The sequence below is a fragment of the Luteimonas rhizosphaericola genome (assembly GCF_029888045.1).
GTDB lineage: Bacteria > Pseudomonadota > Gammaproteobacteria > Xanthomonadales > Xanthomonadaceae > Luteimonas > Luteimonas rhizosphaericola.
On the sequence record NZ_JARXRN010000025.1, the window covers coordinates 602,378 to 616,523 of the forward strand.

14 protein-coding genes and 1 other RNA gene are annotated in these 14,146 nt (G+C 73.3%); 7 read left to right on the top strand and 8 right to left on the bottom strand.

All coding sequences use genetic code 11. The features are described 5' to 3' along the window. Positions 1-229: 229 nt before the first annotated feature. The 4 genes from glnE to hemC all read left to right on the top strand — a co-directional run bounded on the left by glnE (position 230) and on the right by hemC (position 5,714). Positions 230-3,019, top strand: coding sequence for a bifunctional [glutamate--ammonia ligase]-adenylyl-L-tyrosine phosphorylase/[glutamate--ammonia-ligase] adenylyltransferase (glnE, locus tag QFW80_RS11915; RefSeq protein ID WP_280602177.1), 2,790 nt, complete (start codon positions 230-232; stop codon positions 3,017-3,019). A 64-nt stretch (positions 3,020-3,083) separates the two neighbouring features. Then, positions 3,084-3,770, top strand: coding sequence for an alpha/beta hydrolase (locus QFW80_RS11920; protein WP_280602178.1), 687 nt, complete (start codon positions 3,084-3,086; stop codon positions 3,768-3,770). A gap of 80 nt (positions 3,771-3,850) precedes the next feature. Then, entirely contained in the window at positions 3,851-4,621 is a 771-nt protein-coding gene (locus tag QFW80_RS11925; protein ID WP_280602179.1) for a LytR/AlgR family response regulator transcription factor, read from the top strand. A gap of 163 nt (positions 4,622-4,784) precedes the next feature. Further along, positions 4,785-5,714 carry a hydroxymethylbilane synthase gene (gene hemC / locus QFW80_RS11930; RefSeq protein ID WP_280602180.1) on the top strand — a complete coding sequence of 310 codons (930 nt, stop codon included), beginning with the start codon at positions 4,785-4,787 and terminating at the stop codon, positions 5,712-5,714. Positions 5,715-5,857: 143 nt separating this feature from the next. On the opposite strand, the gene QFW80_RS11935 is transcribed toward hemC, so the two are convergent. Both QFW80_RS11935 and QFW80_RS11940 read right to left on the bottom strand, forming a co-directional pair. Continuing rightward, positions 5,858-6,541 (bottom strand): DUF481 domain-containing protein, encoded by a 684-nt coding sequence (locus QFW80_RS11935; protein ID WP_280602181.1) that lies wholly within the window; start codon positions 6,539-6,541, stop codon positions 5,858-5,860. A gap of 141 nt (positions 6,542-6,682) precedes the next feature. Continuing rightward, positions 6,683-8,437 carry an SLC13 family permease gene (locus QFW80_RS11940; protein WP_280602182.1) on the bottom strand — a complete coding sequence of 585 codons (1,755 nt, stop codon included), beginning with the start codon at positions 8,435-8,437 and terminating at the stop codon, positions 6,683-6,685. A 236-nt stretch (positions 8,438-8,673) separates the two neighbouring features. Between QFW80_RS11940 and QFW80_RS11945 the strand changes: the two genes are divergently transcribed. From QFW80_RS11945 to QFW80_RS11955, 3 genes are all read left to right on the top strand, one after another. Further along, positions 8,674-9,645 (top strand): helix-turn-helix transcriptional regulator, encoded by a 972-nt coding sequence (locus tag QFW80_RS11945; protein ID WP_280602183.1) that lies wholly within the window; start codon positions 8,674-8,676, stop codon positions 9,643-9,645. Continuing rightward, a complete protein-coding gene (locus QFW80_RS11950) occupies positions 9,642-10,580 on the top strand; it encodes a patatin-like phospholipase family protein (protein ID WP_280602184.1) in 939 nt (312 codons plus the stop codon). Before QFW80_RS11945 ends, QFW80_RS11950 begins: the two co-directional genes overlap by 4 nt. A gap of 82 nt (positions 10,581-10,662) precedes the next feature. Then, the gene (locus QFW80_RS11955) at positions 10,663-10,983 is read left to right on the top strand and encodes a hypothetical protein (protein ID WP_280602185.1); all 321 of its coding nucleotides are present in this window, start codon (positions 10,663-10,665) and stop codon (positions 10,981-10,983) included. Positions 10,984-11,197: 214 nt separating this feature from the next. On the opposite strand, the gene rpiA is transcribed toward QFW80_RS11955, so the two are convergent. From rpiA to QFW80_RS11985, 6 genes are all read right to left on the bottom strand, one after another. After that, entirely contained in the window at positions 11,198-11,848 is a 651-nt protein-coding gene (gene rpiA / locus QFW80_RS11960) for a ribose-5-phosphate isomerase RpiA (RefSeq protein ID WP_280602186.1), read from the bottom strand. Positions 11,849-12,011: 163 nt separating this feature from the next. After that, a complete protein-coding gene (locus tag QFW80_RS11965) occupies positions 12,012-12,479 on the bottom strand; it encodes an EVE domain-containing protein (protein ID WP_280602187.1) in 468 nt (155 codons plus the stop codon). Further along, positions 12,476-13,060: a 5-formyltetrahydrofolate cyclo-ligase gene (locus tag QFW80_RS11970; RefSeq protein ID WP_280602188.1), complete on the bottom strand. Its 585-nt coding sequence runs from the start codon at positions 13,058-13,060 to the stop codon at positions 12,476-12,478. Before QFW80_RS11970 ends, QFW80_RS11965 begins: the two co-directional genes overlap by 4 nt. A gap of 110 nt (positions 13,061-13,170) precedes the next feature. Beyond that, positions 13,171-13,354, bottom strand: a non-coding RNA gene (gene ssrS / locus QFW80_RS11975) — 6S RNA. A 268-nt stretch (positions 13,355-13,622) separates the two neighbouring features. Next, complete coding sequence (locus QFW80_RS11980) at positions 13,623-13,919, bottom strand: cell division protein ZapA (protein WP_280602189.1); 297 nt, start codon at positions 13,917-13,919, stop codon at positions 13,623-13,625. Continuing rightward, positions 13,916-14,137 carry a TIGR02449 family protein gene (locus QFW80_RS11985; RefSeq protein WP_280578683.1) on the bottom strand — a complete coding sequence of 74 codons (222 nt, stop codon included), beginning with the start codon at positions 14,135-14,137 and terminating at the stop codon, positions 13,916-13,918. The genes QFW80_RS11980 and QFW80_RS11985 overlap by 4 nt, the downstream gene beginning before the upstream one ends. Positions 14,138-14,146: the final 9 nt, after the last annotated feature.

The following is a 14,146-nucleotide window of genomic DNA, read 5'->3' on the forward strand; positions in this document are numbered from 1 at the left end:
GCATGTCGGCAGTTGCGTTTGCGGCGGCCGCAGTCCGCGGTGCCGAACGCGACCGCGTGGCGCCGCGCCGTGCGCCGTCGCGTCGGCTTGCAAGATGTCGCGTGCGCAGGCATGCACACACACACGCTTTCTTGCCGGCGGGCACCTGCGCGCATCCCACGGGATGAGGCAGCCGCTGCGCGCCGGCCGCGCGTCGTCGTGCATGCGAGCCCGATGCCACAATCGCCGCATGGACACCGCTTCGCCCGATACCGACACCCTGGTCGCCCGCGCGCTGGCGCGCTTCGATGCGCTTCCCGGCGACGCGGTCCTGCGCGAGCGCCTCGCCCGGGTCGCGATGGCCAGCGACTTCGCGATCGACGTCCTGGTGCGACAGCCCGACCTGCTCGCGCGCCTGGCCGAGGACGACGGCGCGCAGCCGCTGCCGTCGCCCGCGCTCGCGCCCGGCGAGACCGATGCGTGGCCGCGCCTGTTGCGCCGCTACCGCACGGCCGAGTCCGCGCGCCTGGTCTGGCGCGACGTGCTCGGCCTGGACGACGTCGATGCCACCCTCGCCGGCACCACGCGCCTGGCCGACACCTGTCTGCAGCTGGCGCTCGCGGCCGTCGAGCAGGACATGGCGCGGCGGCACGGCATCGTTCACGATCCCGAGGGCCAACCGGTGCGCCTGGTGGTTTTCGCCATGGGCAAGCTCGGCGGCGGCGAACTGAACTTCAGTTCCGACATCGACCTGGTTTACGCCTACGAGCACGGCGGCGAGAGCCGTGGCGAAGCCGGCCAGGCCGGCGTGCGCCCGCTGCCGGCGGACGACTATTTCGCCCGCGTCGGCCAGCAGCTGGCGCGGCTGCTCGACGAGCCCACCGTCGACGGCTTCTGCCATCGCGTGGACCTGCGCCTGCGGCCGTTCGGCAATGCCGGGCGGGTGGCGATGAGCTTCGCCGCGCTCGAGCTGTACTTCCAGCGCGAGGGCCGCGACTGGGAGCGCTACGCGTGGCAGAAGGCGCGCCCGGCGGCGGGCGACGTCGAGGCAGGACAGCGGTTCCTGCAGACCCTGCGGCCGTTCGTGTACCGCCGCTACCTCGACTTCGGCGCGCTCGACGGCCTGCGCGCGATGAAGGCGATGATCGCGGCCGAGGTCGCGCGCAAGGAACTGGCCGACGACATCAAGCGCGGGCCGGGGGGCATCCGCGAGATCGAGTTCCTGGCCCAGGCGCTGCAGCTGATCCGCGGCGGGCGCGAGCCGGCGCTGCGCGAGCCGCGGCTGCTGCCCGCGCTCGCCGCGCTGCGCGAGGCCGGCCAGATCCAGCCCGAGGCCGCCGCCGGACTGGCCGACGACTACCGTTTCCTGCGCCGGCTGGAAAACCGCCTGCAGATGGTGCGCGACGCGCAGACGCACGTCCTGCCGGAGTCGCCGCTCGAGCGCGCCCGCATCGCGGTCGCCCTGGGTTACCGCGACTGGGACGCGCTGGCCGAAGTGATCGCCACCCACCGCGCGCACGTGTCGAGCGAGTTCGACGCGCTGCTGTCGCAGCGCGACCAGCAGCCGGCGGTGGCCGACGACATCACCGCCTACTGGCGCGCGCTGCCCGATGGCGGCAGCGCGCAGGCGTTGGCGGCGGCGGGCTTCCAGGCCGCGGACGAAGTCGACGCGGCGCTGCGCGACTTCGTGCGCTCGCCCAGCGTGCGCGAGCTGTCCGACGCCACCCGGACGCGGCTGGACCGGGTGATGCCGGTGCTGCTGCAGGCCTCGGCGCCGGCCGACCGCCCGCTGCAGGCGATCCGCCGGCTGCTGGCACTGCTGCACAACATCCTGCGTCGCGCGAGCTACCTGGCGCTGCTGGACGAACAGCCGGCGGCATTGGCGCGACTGGTCGACCTGGTCACGCGCAGCGCGCTGCTGGCCGAGCGCCTCGCGGCGCATCCGCTGCTGCTCGACGAGCTGCTCGATGCACGCGCCGAAGGCCCGCTGCCGCAGCGCGAGCTGTTCGCGCAGGCCTGCGCCCCGGCGCGCGCGATGGACACCGAGGCGGCGCTGTACGCGCTCAACGAGGTGCGCCAGCAGCTCAGTTTCCGCATCGCGCTGGCCACGCTCGATGGCCGCCAGCCGGCCTGCGACAGTACCCGCCAGCTGGCATGGCTGGCCGACGCGGTGGTCGGCACGGTGCTGGTGCTGGCGTGGCGCGAACTCGAGCGCGCGCACGGCGCGATTCCCGGCGCCGGCTTCGCCGTGCTCGGCTACGGCAGCCTGGGCGGCGAGGAACTCGGCTTCGGCTCCGACCTCGACCTGGTGTTCGTCTACGACGCGCCGGTCGATGCGCAGTCGGATGGCGCGCGCGCGCTGGATGCGCCGCGCTGGTTCGCGCGCCTGGCGCAGAAGATCGTGGCCCTGCTCGGCGCGGTCACCGGCGGCGGACGGCTGTACGACGTCGACGTGCGCCTGCGCCCGGACGGCGGCCAGGGGCTGCTGGTATCGACGCTCGCCAGCTACGACGAGTACCAGCACGAACGCGCCTGGACCTGGGAACACCAGGCGCTGGTGCGCGCGCGCTTCGTCGCCGGCGAGCCGTCGTTGTGCGAGGCATTCGAGCGCATCCGCGGCGACACCCTCGCGCGCGCCCGCGACCCGGCCCGCCTGCGCGGGGACGTGGCGTCGATGCGCCAGCGCATGCGCGGCGAGCTCGACCGCAGCACCGACGCCCTGTTCGACCTCAAGCAGGGCAAAGGCGGGCTGGTGGACCTGGAGTTCCTGCTCCAGTATCTGGTGCTGCGCGAGGCGGCCGCGCACCCGGCGCTGCTGGCGCCGCGCGCATCGCGGCCGCTGCTCGACGCGCTGGGCGCGGCGGGCGTGCTGCCGGGCGGGACGGTCGAGGCGCTGCGGCAGGCGCACGCGTGGCTGGTCGCGGCGGGCCTGACCTGCACCCTCGACCGGCGCCCGCGGCTGGTCGCGCACGACGACGCGCTGGCGCGTGCGCGCGCGGCCGTGGGCGAGGCCTGGCGCAGCTACGGACCGGTCGGCTGAGTCGCCGGCGCGGCGGCGCGCGCGCGGTATATTGCCGCGACTGCTGCTGTCGACTGGAATGCACATGGCCGAAGGCGAACACGCCCTGCTCGAATCGATCGAACGCGAGACCGGCCCTGCGCCGCTGTGGAGCGTGCTGTGGCTGCACGGCCTGGGCGCCGACGGCAGCGACTTCGTCCCGATCCTGCCCGAGCTGGTGCGGCGCGACTGGCCGCCGATGCGCTTCGTGTTCCCGCATGCACCGGTGCGCGCGGTGACGATCAACAACGGCACGCGCATGCGCGCCTGGTACGACATCCGCGACTTCGACCTGGCCAATCGCGCCGACGCCGCCGGCGTGGCCGAATCGGTGGCGCAGGTCGACGCGCTGATCGCGCGCGAGGTCGCGCGCGGCATCGCGCCCTCGCGCATCTTCCTGGCGGGGTTCTCGCAGGGCGGCGCGATCACGCTCGCCGCCGGCCTGCGCCGTACGGCGCCGCTCGCGGGTCTGGTCGGGCTGTCGACCTACCTGCCGTCGATGCACGAGGCCGCCGGCGCACTGGCGCCCGCGGCGACCGCGCAGCCATTGTTCATGGGCCACGGCACCCAGGACCCGGTCGTCCCCTTCGCCGCCGGCGAGCAGAGCGCGACGTGGATGCGCGACCACGGCTTCGACGTCGAGTTCCACCGCTACCCGATCCCGCATTCGGTGTGCCTGGAGGAGATCCGCGACCTCGGCGACTGGATGTCGCGACGGATCGCCGCGGCCTGAGCGATGGCCACCGCGCGCGACGGCGATCCCGGGGGTGCCGCCGGGCACGCCGATGGTGTCGGCGGTGAAGCGCGGCTACCATGCTGCGAGATCGCGCTGCCGCTGGAGCGGATGACCCAGTGAAGATCGTCATCGCCGACGACGAACCGCTCGCCCGGGAACGGCTGCGCACGCTGCTGGCCGACGAGCCCGGCGTCGAGGTCGTGGCCGAGGTCGGCGACGGCCACGAGGCGCTGCACGCCTGCGCCGCGCACGATCCGGAACTGGTGCTGCTGGACATCGCCATGCCCGGGATCGACGGGCTGGAGGTGGCGCGCCACCTGCGCGCGTTCGAGCCGCGCCCGGTGGTCGTCTTCTGCACCGCCTACGACGCGCACGCCCTGTCGGCCTTCGATGCCGAAGCGGTTGACTACCTGGTCAAACCCGTGCGCCCCGAACGCCTGGCCTCCGCGCTGCAGCGGGCGCGGGCGCTGGCGGCGGCGCGGCAGTCGGACGCGGCAGGCGAGACCGGGGGCAAGCGCCGGACCCACCTGTGCGCGCGCCTGCGCGGCAGCCTGCGCCTGATCCCGGTCGACGACGTGCGATACCTGCAGGCGGAAGAGAAATACGTCGTGGTGCACCACGCCCGCGGCGAGGACCTGATCGAGGAGTCGCTGAAGTCGCTGGAGGACGAATTCGGCGACCGCTTCGTGCGCATCCACCGCAACTGCCTGGTCGCGCGGCACGAACTGGTCGAGCTCAAGCGCGGCCTCGACGGCCATGTGCACGCCATCCTGCGCCACGGCGACCGGCCGCTGGAGGTCAGCCGACGCTGCGTGTCGCAGCTGCGCGAGACCGTCCGCCAGCTCTAGCGCAGTGTCGGGCGGGCGGGCCGGGGGCAGCCGCCCCGCGCCGGTGCGGTCGGCACCTGCGGGACACCATCGCATCGCCGCAGCCGCGGGGCCTGTCCGCGGCCGACGCGCGGCGGTGGGCGCGCGAATCGTGCCTGGAGGGCGGGTGCGGGATAATGCGCGCATGGAACGACTGCGCATCGCCACCCGCAAGAGCCCGCTCGCCCTGTGGCAGACCGAGCACGTCGCCCGGCGCCTGCGCGAGGCGCATCCCGGGCTGGAGGTGGCGCTGGTGCCGCTGAGCACCCGCGGCGACGAGGTGCTGGACCGCTCGCTCGCCGCGATCGGCGGCAAGGGCCTGTTCCTCAAGGAGCTCGAGATCGCGATGCGGCGGGGCGAAGCCGACTGCGCGGTGCACTCGCTCAAGGACGTGCCGATGACGCTCGAGCCGGGTTTCGCGCTGGCGGCGATCCTGGCGCGCGGCGACCCTGCGGACGCCTTTGTCAGCAGCCGCTTCGACGGCCTGGATGCCCTGCCGCAGGGCGCCCGGGTCGGCACCTCGTCGCTTCGGCGCCAGGCGCTGCTGCGCGCACGCCGGCCCGATCTCGACCTGCGCGACCTGCGCGGCAACGTCAACACCCGCCTGGCGCGGCTGGACGGTGGCGAGTACGACGCCATCGTGCTGGCCTGCGCCGGGCTGCAGCGGCTGGGGCTGGAGGCGCGCATCCGCGCCCGGCTCGATCCGCCGGACTGGCTGCCAGCGCCGGCCCAGGGGGCGATCGCGATCGAGATCCGTGACGACGACGCAGGCACGCGCAGGCTGCTGGCGTCGCTCGACGACGCGGCGACGCGCCGCTGCGTCGAGGCCGAGCGCGCGATGAACCGGGCGCTGCACGGCAGCTGCCACGTGCCGGTCGCCGCGTTCGCGCGCGAATCCGGGGGCGGGCTAGAACTGCTGGGGCTGGTCGGCAGCGCCGGCGACGGACGCGTGGTCCGGGTGGAGGTCTCGGGGGACGATCCCGAGGCTCTCGGCCGCGAGGCGGCCCGCGGGCTGTTCGCGCAGGGCGCCGCCGCGCTGCTCGACCCGCCGGACCTGGCGGCCGACCCGGGCTGATCCCCCGCGCCGGAGCCCGCCGATGGCCGGGGCGACGGGCGCCGTCGCGCGAGCGCACGCGTGTGACGTGCGGCGACACGCCGCAGCGGGTGGTGGGGGGTGGATTCCGCCAGGCGCCGCCCCGGCCGCGCAGGCCCGCGTCCTCAGAATACGTAGCGCAGCCGGACCGAGCCTTCGCGATCGGTGTGGCCTTCGCCACCGTCGCCGGCGGTGTCGTGCCGGAGTTCCACGTCGCCCAGCAACGACCACTGCGGATCCAGCTGCAGGTCGAGGCCGATCGTCTGGCGTACGAAGGCGTTCTCGCGTCCGCGTTCCACCCGCACCTGCTGGCTCAACGCGGCACGTTCCCCCAGCCGCTGGGACAGCCGCAGCTGTCCGGACGCCACCGGACCCTGGGCCGCGGTGCCGAAGTCCGCGTAGGGTTGCAGCCGGTAGCCGGTACCGAATTCAAGCTGGACCTGGGTGTCGGGGCCGCGGACGGCCTCGAGCCCGTAGCGCGTGGCCACCAGCGCGTCGCCGCCGGTGGAATAGAAGCGGTCCCGGCGCGACGCCGGCGAATGCAGGCCGATGTAGCGGCGGGTGGCCAGCTGCGGCAGCCGCAGCGGCGCGATCGCGGTCACCGCGCCCGGCGCCGTGGTTTGCGCGACCACCCGGCGCGGCCCATCGGCCTGCCACTCCCGACCGGGGCAGCGCAGCTGCAGGCAGGGCTGGCGCAGCGACACCTGCCCCGAGGCGACCGCCATCGCCGCCGGGATGTCCGGCGCTTCGGGCAGGGGCTGCATGAAGACAGGCAGGCCGATCACGGCCAGCCACCAGCTGGCGAGCATCCGGGCTCCGGGGGGTGAAAACGGTTCCGCCCCATTATGGCGACTGCTACCGTCACGTCGCTGAACGCATCTGCACGCCGCGCCACCACACCGGCTCCGGCCGCCGCCTGCCCGTCAGGCAGGCACCTGCTGTGCGAACGATCAGAACGGAAAGAACCGCGGGATCAGCAGGATGGCGGCGGTGCAGAAGACGATGTTGAGCGGCACGCCCATGCGCACGAAGTCGGAGAAGCGGTAGCCGCCGGCGGTGAAGACCATGGTGTTGGTCTGGTAGCTGATCGGGGTGGCGAAGCTGGTCGAGGCGGCGAAGGCCACCGCCACCAGCAGCGGCTTGGGGTCCACGCCGAGCGATTCGGCCGCGGCCAGCGCGATCGGCACCACCAGCACCGCCGAGGCGTTGTTGCTCATGAATTCGGTGGCGATGGCCGTGATCAGGTAGACCGCCGCCAGCGCGGCCAGCGGGCCGAAGTGGCCGAGGGTGCCGATGATGGTCTCGGCCGCCAGCGCGGCGCCGCCGCTCTTCTGCAGCGCCACGCCCAGCGGGATGATGCCGGCCAGCAGCAGGATCACGCGCCAGTCGATCGCGCGGTAGGCCTCGTCGGGTTCGATCAGCCGGAACACCAGCAGCGCCGCGCAGCCGATCAGCGCCGCGACCACGATCGACAGCCAGCCCAGCGCGACCACGCCGATCGTGGCGACCATGACCAGCACCGACATGGTCGCCCGGAACACGTCGACCTTGGCTTCCTTGCGCGTGCCCAGCACGATCATTCCCTTGTCGGCGCGCAGGTCCTCGATCGCGGTCTCGGGTGCGTCGAGCAGCAGCACGTCGCCGACGGTGAGCTGGACGTGGTCGAGCGGCTGACGGATGTCGAGCAGGCGCCGGTGGATGCCCTGCACCCGGGTCCGGTACATGTGGCCGAAGCGCATCCCGGCCAGGGTGTGGCCGACCAGGTGCGATCCGGGCGAGACCATCGCCTCCACCTGCACGCGATCGGTGGCGATGTCGCCGTCGAGGTCGCGCGCGACATGGTCGAAGCGAAGGCGCCGCGTCCTGCGTACCGCGGCGATATGCCGCCACTCGCCGCGCAGCAGCAGCCGGTCTCCGGGCTCGACCACGGCATCGGCGCCGGGCACCGCGCGCCCCTGGCGCAGGATCTCGAGCAGGGTCGCATCGTCGATGTTCGCCGGCACCACCTGGTCCCGGCGCAGGCCCACGGCGTCTGACTCCGGCGGCACCAGCAGCTCGGCGACGTAGCGGCCGACGTGCTCGTTCTCGTCGCTGCCGGGGATGCCGCGGTCGGGCAGCAGCCAGCGCCCGACCGTCATCAGGTACAGCATGCAGATGCCGACGAACACGATGCCCAGCGGTGCGAACTCGAACAGGGTGAAGCCGATGCCGACCGATTCGCGCGCCATCGCATCGACCAGCAGGTTGGTCGAGGTGCCGATCAGGGTGCACACGCCCGCCGCCTGCGACATGTAGGACAGCGGGATCAGGAACTTCGACGGCGCCCAGCGGTTGGCCGTGCTCGCGGCCAGCACCAGCGGCAGGAACACCGCCACGGTCGCGGTGTTGTTGACGAACGCGGCCACGCACGAGACCAGCACCAGCATCACCAGCATGAACAGCCACTGCCAGCGGATCCGCGACAGCACGTCGCCGAACGCGACCAGCGCGCCGTTGCGCTGCAGCGCCGCGCTGAGCACGAACATCGCCGCGACCATCACCGTGGCCTGGCTGCTGAAACCCGACAGGGCCTCGGGCACGGTCAGCACGCCGGTGACCATCAGTGCGGTCATCACCAGCAGCGCCACCACGTCGACCCGCAGCTTCTCGGTGACGAATAGGGTGATGGCGCCGGCCAGGATGGCCAGCGTCAGCCACAGCGCCATGCGGGCCTCCCCATGGCGATGCCGGCGGCTGTCCACGTCCGGGCGCCGGGCGCGCTCGCCCTCCAGTCGCCGCGCGCCGGCCGTGTCGATATCCCCGTCTCGCGCACGCCCGTGCCCGCTCCCGTGGCTGAAATCCGGCCGCCATGGTGGGACCCCGGCCGCGAGGCTGCAATCCCGGGCCGCGCAGGCGGCGCCGCAGGCGGCGCCGCCACGCCCGACAGGGGCATAATCCCGCCATGGACCGATACGAACGCATCCTCTCGCTGCACCGCATCCTCAAGACCTCGCGCTACCCGGTCACGGTCGCGCGGCTGCAGCAGGAGCTCGAGTGCTCCCGCGCCACCGTCTACCGCGACCTCGCCTTCCTGCGCGATGCGCTGATGGCGCCGGTGGTCGGCGACGGCGAGGCGGGCTTCCGCTACGACGCCGAGGAGGGCGGGCGCTTCGAACTCCCCGGGTTGTGGCTCAACTCCGACGAACTGCACGCCCTGCTCGCGGCGCAGCAGCTGCTGGCGCGCAGCGGTGGTGGAGTCCTGTCGAGCGCGCTGGCACCGCTGCAGGCGCGCATCGACAAGCTGCTCGACGAGCATTCGGCCGGCAAGCACTGGCCGGTGGAGCGGGTGCGGGTGATTCCGCACCGCGGCCGGCGGATGGACGAACACGCGTTCCGCACCGTGTGTTCGGCGGTGCTGCAGCGCAAGCAGCTGGCCTTCGACTATCGCGCACGCTCGACCGACGAGAAGACCCGGCGCACCGTCTCGCCGCAGCGCATCACCCATTACCGCGACAACTGGTACCTCGACGCCTGGGACCACGAGCGCGACGCGCTGCGCAGCTTCTCGGTCGACCGCGTCGGCGCGGCCCGGCTGCTGGACTCGGCGGCGCGCGACGTCGCCGAATCCGAACTCGACACCCATCTGGCCGGCAGCTACGGCATCTTCTCCGGGCCGCCCAAGGGCATCGCCACCATCGTGTTCAGCGCCAAGGCCGCGCGCTGGGTCGCCGACGAACACTGGCATTCGCAGCAGCAGGGCCGCCACCTGCCCGACGGCCGTTATGAACTGAAGCTGCCCTACAGCGCCTCGCGCGAACTGCTGATGGACGTGCTGCACTACGGCGCCGACGCCGAGATCGTGGAGCCGGCCGCGCTGCGCGAGCAGGCCAAGTCGCTGCTGCAGCTGGCGCTGTCGAACTACGAGCGTCGATGACGGCGCCCGCAGCGCCGCCCGCCGCGGAGTCGCGGGCGCAGGGCGAGCGTATCGCCCTGGTGCTGGGCGCAGGCGGCGCGCGGGGGCTGGCCCAGATCGGCGTGATCGAGGTGCTGGAAGAGCGCGGCTTCCGCATCGATGCGGTGTGCGGATCGTCGAGCGGTGCGTTGGTGGGGGGCCTCTTCGCCGCCGGCCGCCTGCGCGCGTTCGACCAGCAGCTGCGGGCGATGTCGCGGCGCGATTTCCTGCGCCTGCTCGACCCCGGCTGGCGCCGCAGCGGGCTGCTGCGGGGCGTGCGCCTGGTGGAGGCGATGCGCGAGGTGGTCGGCGACCCGTTGATCGAGTCGCTGCCGGTGGAATTCACCGCGGTCGCGGTCGACCTGCAGCGGCAACGCGAGGTCTGGATCCGCGAGGGCCGGCTGTGGGATGCGCTGCGGGCCTCGTTCGCGATCCCCGGCCTGTTCACGCCGCACCGGGTGAACGGCCGCGCCCTGGTCGACGGCGGCCTGCTGGCGCCGCTGCCGATCGCCGCCACCCGGCTGTCGGATGCGCACCGGCTGGTCGCGGTCGACATGCATGGCTGGCCGACGCGACCGCCCGGCGAACCGGCGCAGCCCGATCCCGCGACGCGCGACCCGGGGCTGGCCGACCGCGTCGGCGACTGGCTCGAGCGCGCGGTCGAACGCGTGGCCGCGGGCCGCGACGGCCCCGAGGACCGCGACGCGCTGCGCATGGGTCTGCCCGAGATCATGTCGCGCTCCCTCGACACCATGCAGGCGCAGATCGCGCGCGTGCAGCTGGCGCTGGACCCGCCGGAACTGCTGATCCGGATCCCGCGCGACGTGTGCCAGTTCTACGAGTTCTGGCGCGCGGCCGAGCTGATCGACGTCGGGCGCGCCGTCGCGACGCGGGCCCTGGATGCCGCCGGCTACTGAGCGCTGGGGCCGCGGCCCGCGAGGTCGCAGCCGGTGAGATGGCGGGGGTGGACGCTGCACGTCCCGCCCCGGAGCGACCGCCATGACCCGAACCGCCACCCCCGATCCTGCCGTTTCCAGCCTGCGCACGGTCGAGCAGCTCCTCGCCGGCGCCGTCTTCATCGGCGCGGTCGCGGCGCTCTCGCTGCCGGGGCTGGATGGCGCGGTGGCGCTCTGGTTGCCGCTGCTGCCGCTGGCCAGCCTGGTCACGGCGCGGATGCTGTCGTGGAGGCGCGCCGCCACTGCCGCGACTCCAGGCGTCGTCGTCGCGCCGCGGCGGCGGCCCGCGACCGTCATGGCGCGGCGTCGGTCTCCGCCGCGCCGCTCCGCCGCGCGGCTGCTGGCGGCCATCGCGCTGCGCTGACCGTCCCGTCTTCCGGGTGGGTCCAGGGACGGACCCGTCTGGAAACCATTCGCCGGAACGCGGGAGGCCCGCCGCGCGCACCGGATGCGCGGGCGAGTGCGCGCCTGGCCACCACGCGCCCGGTCGGGGCGCCGCGTCGATGCAGGTTCGCGCGCGAGCCGCGCGCAGGGTGTCAGTGCCCGCGACGCGGCGTCGCGCGGTCAGGCGCCATGCGTCAGCGCAGCACGCGCGGCGGCTGGCCGCCGACGATCACCACGTCCGCCGGCCGGCGCGCGAACAGGCCCACGCAGACCACGCCCGGGATCTGGTTGAGTTCGCCCTCCAGCGCCACGGGGTCGACGATGCGCAGGCCGTGCACGTCGAGCACCCAGTTGCCGTTGTCGGTCACCACGCCCTCGCGCCACACCGGCTGGCCGCCGGTGGCCGCGAGGATCTCGCGCGCCACCAGGCTGCGCGCCATCGGGATCACCTCGACCGGCAGCGGGAACCGGCCCAGCACGTCGACCTGCTTGGCCGGATCGATGATGCACACGAAGCGCTCGCTGGCCTGGGCGATGATCTTCTCGCGCGTGAGCGCGGCGCCGCCGCCCTTGATCAGCCGCCGCTGCGGATCGCATTCGTCGGCGCCGTCGACATACAGCGGCAGCGGGCCGGCGGCGTTGAGGTCGAGGACTTCGATGCCGTGCCCGCGCAGGCGCGCGGTGCTCTGCTCCGAGCTCGACACCACGCCGGCGATGCGGTCGCGGATGCGCGCCAGCGCGTCGATGAAGTAGGCGACCGTCGAACCGGTGCCCACGCCGACGACCATGCCGTCCTCGACGAATTCGATGGCCTGTTCGCCGGCCAGGCGCTTGGATTCGGACATGGGGATGCGGGGCTCGAGGTGGGTGAGGGTGTGGAGGTGCAATCGAAGGCAGGCAGGTCCCGGGGACGTCACCGGGCGAGGACTCCACCCGAGCGCGGCACGTCCGCCGCTGCGCCAGCCCGGAACACGGCAGGCGGGTGTCCGCGCCGAGGTCGTCGCGCGCTCACTCCAGCGCCAGCAGCCGCTTCCACTGCGCCGCGGTCACCGGCATCACCGACAGCCGCGAGCCCTTGCGGATCAGCGCGAACTCCTCGCCCAGCGCCTCGGCGTGGCCGCGGATCTCGTCGAGCGGGATCGGGCGCGACAGGGTGCGCACGTAGCGCACGTCGACCAGGTCCCAGCGCGGCTGTTCGCGCGTGGCCTTCTCGTCGAAGTACTTGGACTTCTTCTGGAACTGGGTGGGGTCGGGATACGCGGGGGTCGCCACTTCCGCGATGCCGTAGATGCCGGGAACCTCGGTGTTGGAGTGGTAGAACAGCACGCCGTCGCCGACCTGCATCTGGCGCATGAAGTTGCGCGCCTGGTAGTTGCGCACGCCGGTCCAGGGTTCGGTGCCGACGCGGGCCAGGTCGTCGATCGAGAAGTCGGTCGGCTCGGACTTCATCAGCCAGTAGCGCTTGCGTGTGCTCATGCGGTCGCCAGGAACGTGTCGGAGTCGGTGCAGACCGCGTCCAGCGGCACGTCCCACGGCTGGGGCGCGATGTCCTCGGCCTGCTGCAGCGCGAACGCGGCGCCCACCAGCCGCGGCGGCGCGGGATGCGTGGTGCGGAACGCGAAGCTGCGATCGTACCAGCCGCCTCCCATGCCCAGGCGGTGGCCGCGGGCGTCGAACGCCACCAGCGGCACCACCACCAGGTCGAGTTCGGCCGGCGCGAGCAGGGCGTCGTCGGACACCTGGGGCTCCGGGATGCCGTAGCGGTTGGGCGCCAGCGGCATGCCCGGCGACCACGGCGCGAAGCGCAGGGTGTCGTCGGCGTGCAGCACGGGCAGGCAGTAGCGCACGCCGGCCGGCAGCCGCAGCTGCCAGGCGTGGAGCGGAATTTCACCGTCCATCGCCCAGTAGCCGGCGACGGCGCCGGTACGTGGCGCGAACGGGAGCGCGAGCAGGCGCTCGGCCAGGGGCGCGGCGGCGGCAATGCGCTCGGGCGCCGGCAGTGCACGGCGACGCGCGCGCATGGCGCGCCGGAGCGCGCCGCGGACGTCGTCGTTCATCGGGGACAGGCGGCGGGACGCATGCGCGCCATTGTGACGGCCATGCCGTCGCCGCGGAAGCGTCCGCCGCGTCACCGGGTGCGGTGTGCGCGACGAGCGCGGGAATGGATACGTCCTCCGCCATGCCGATGCCTGCGAAACGACCTTGAACCCGGGGTTCAAGTGGGAGCGTTCGGTTTCCATCGGGCTTCCCGCTGCGAGGCGGACCTGCACTCCCGGATTCCTCGCGCCCCCGTGGTCGTCATTAAGGGACAAGGCGAATGTTGCGCATGCCGTCGAACACGGCAGAGGACGCCGACGAAGTATAGCCCCGCCGCCCCACCTGCCAAGCCCGTTCGTCGGCGCCGCGATGGTGGAGTTCATCTTGAATGCGTATCCACTTCACGCTGCGTGCACCGCGCGTGGCGTCCGTGTCGCGCGAGCGCCGTCGCGCACGCAACGGCCACCGTGCGCATGCGCAGCACACGTGCCACGCCGGCGCTCGCGATGGCGGGACGGGAACCCGCAGGGGAGTGACGGGCGCGCCGCCAAGGCGGCGGGGCGAGGGCGGCCGTGCGCGCGCTCAGTGCGCGTCGATCAGGCCGTCGAGCTTGCGCTGCAGGTCCTCGATCAGTCGGGACATCTCGCGGTCGCGCTGCGCATTCTCCTCGCGCAGCTGCTGCAGTTCGTGCGCGAGGTTGAGCGCGGCCAGCACCGCGACCCGGTCCACCGCCGCCATGCGGTTGCTGCCGCGCACCTCGCGCATGCGGCCGTCGAGCAGCCGCGCCGCGGCGGTCAGGCTCTCGCGTTCCTCCGCGGCGACGCCGACCGTGTACTCGCGGTCGAGCACGCGCACGCTGACCGCTTCGTTGGCGCTCACGTGTGCTGCTCCAGCGACTTGAGCCGGGCGATCATCGCCTCCACCCGCGACCGCGCCTGCTCGTTCTTGGCCAGCAGCTGCGAGCGTTCGCCGGAGATCTGCTCGTGCTGGTGGCGCAGGGACCGGTTCTCGTCCGACAGCTTCTGGGCGCGGTCGACCAGCGCGTCGATGCGCGCCGTCAGGGCGCGGAGCTGGGCGAGCACGTCGGGGCGGTCCATGCCGGCACG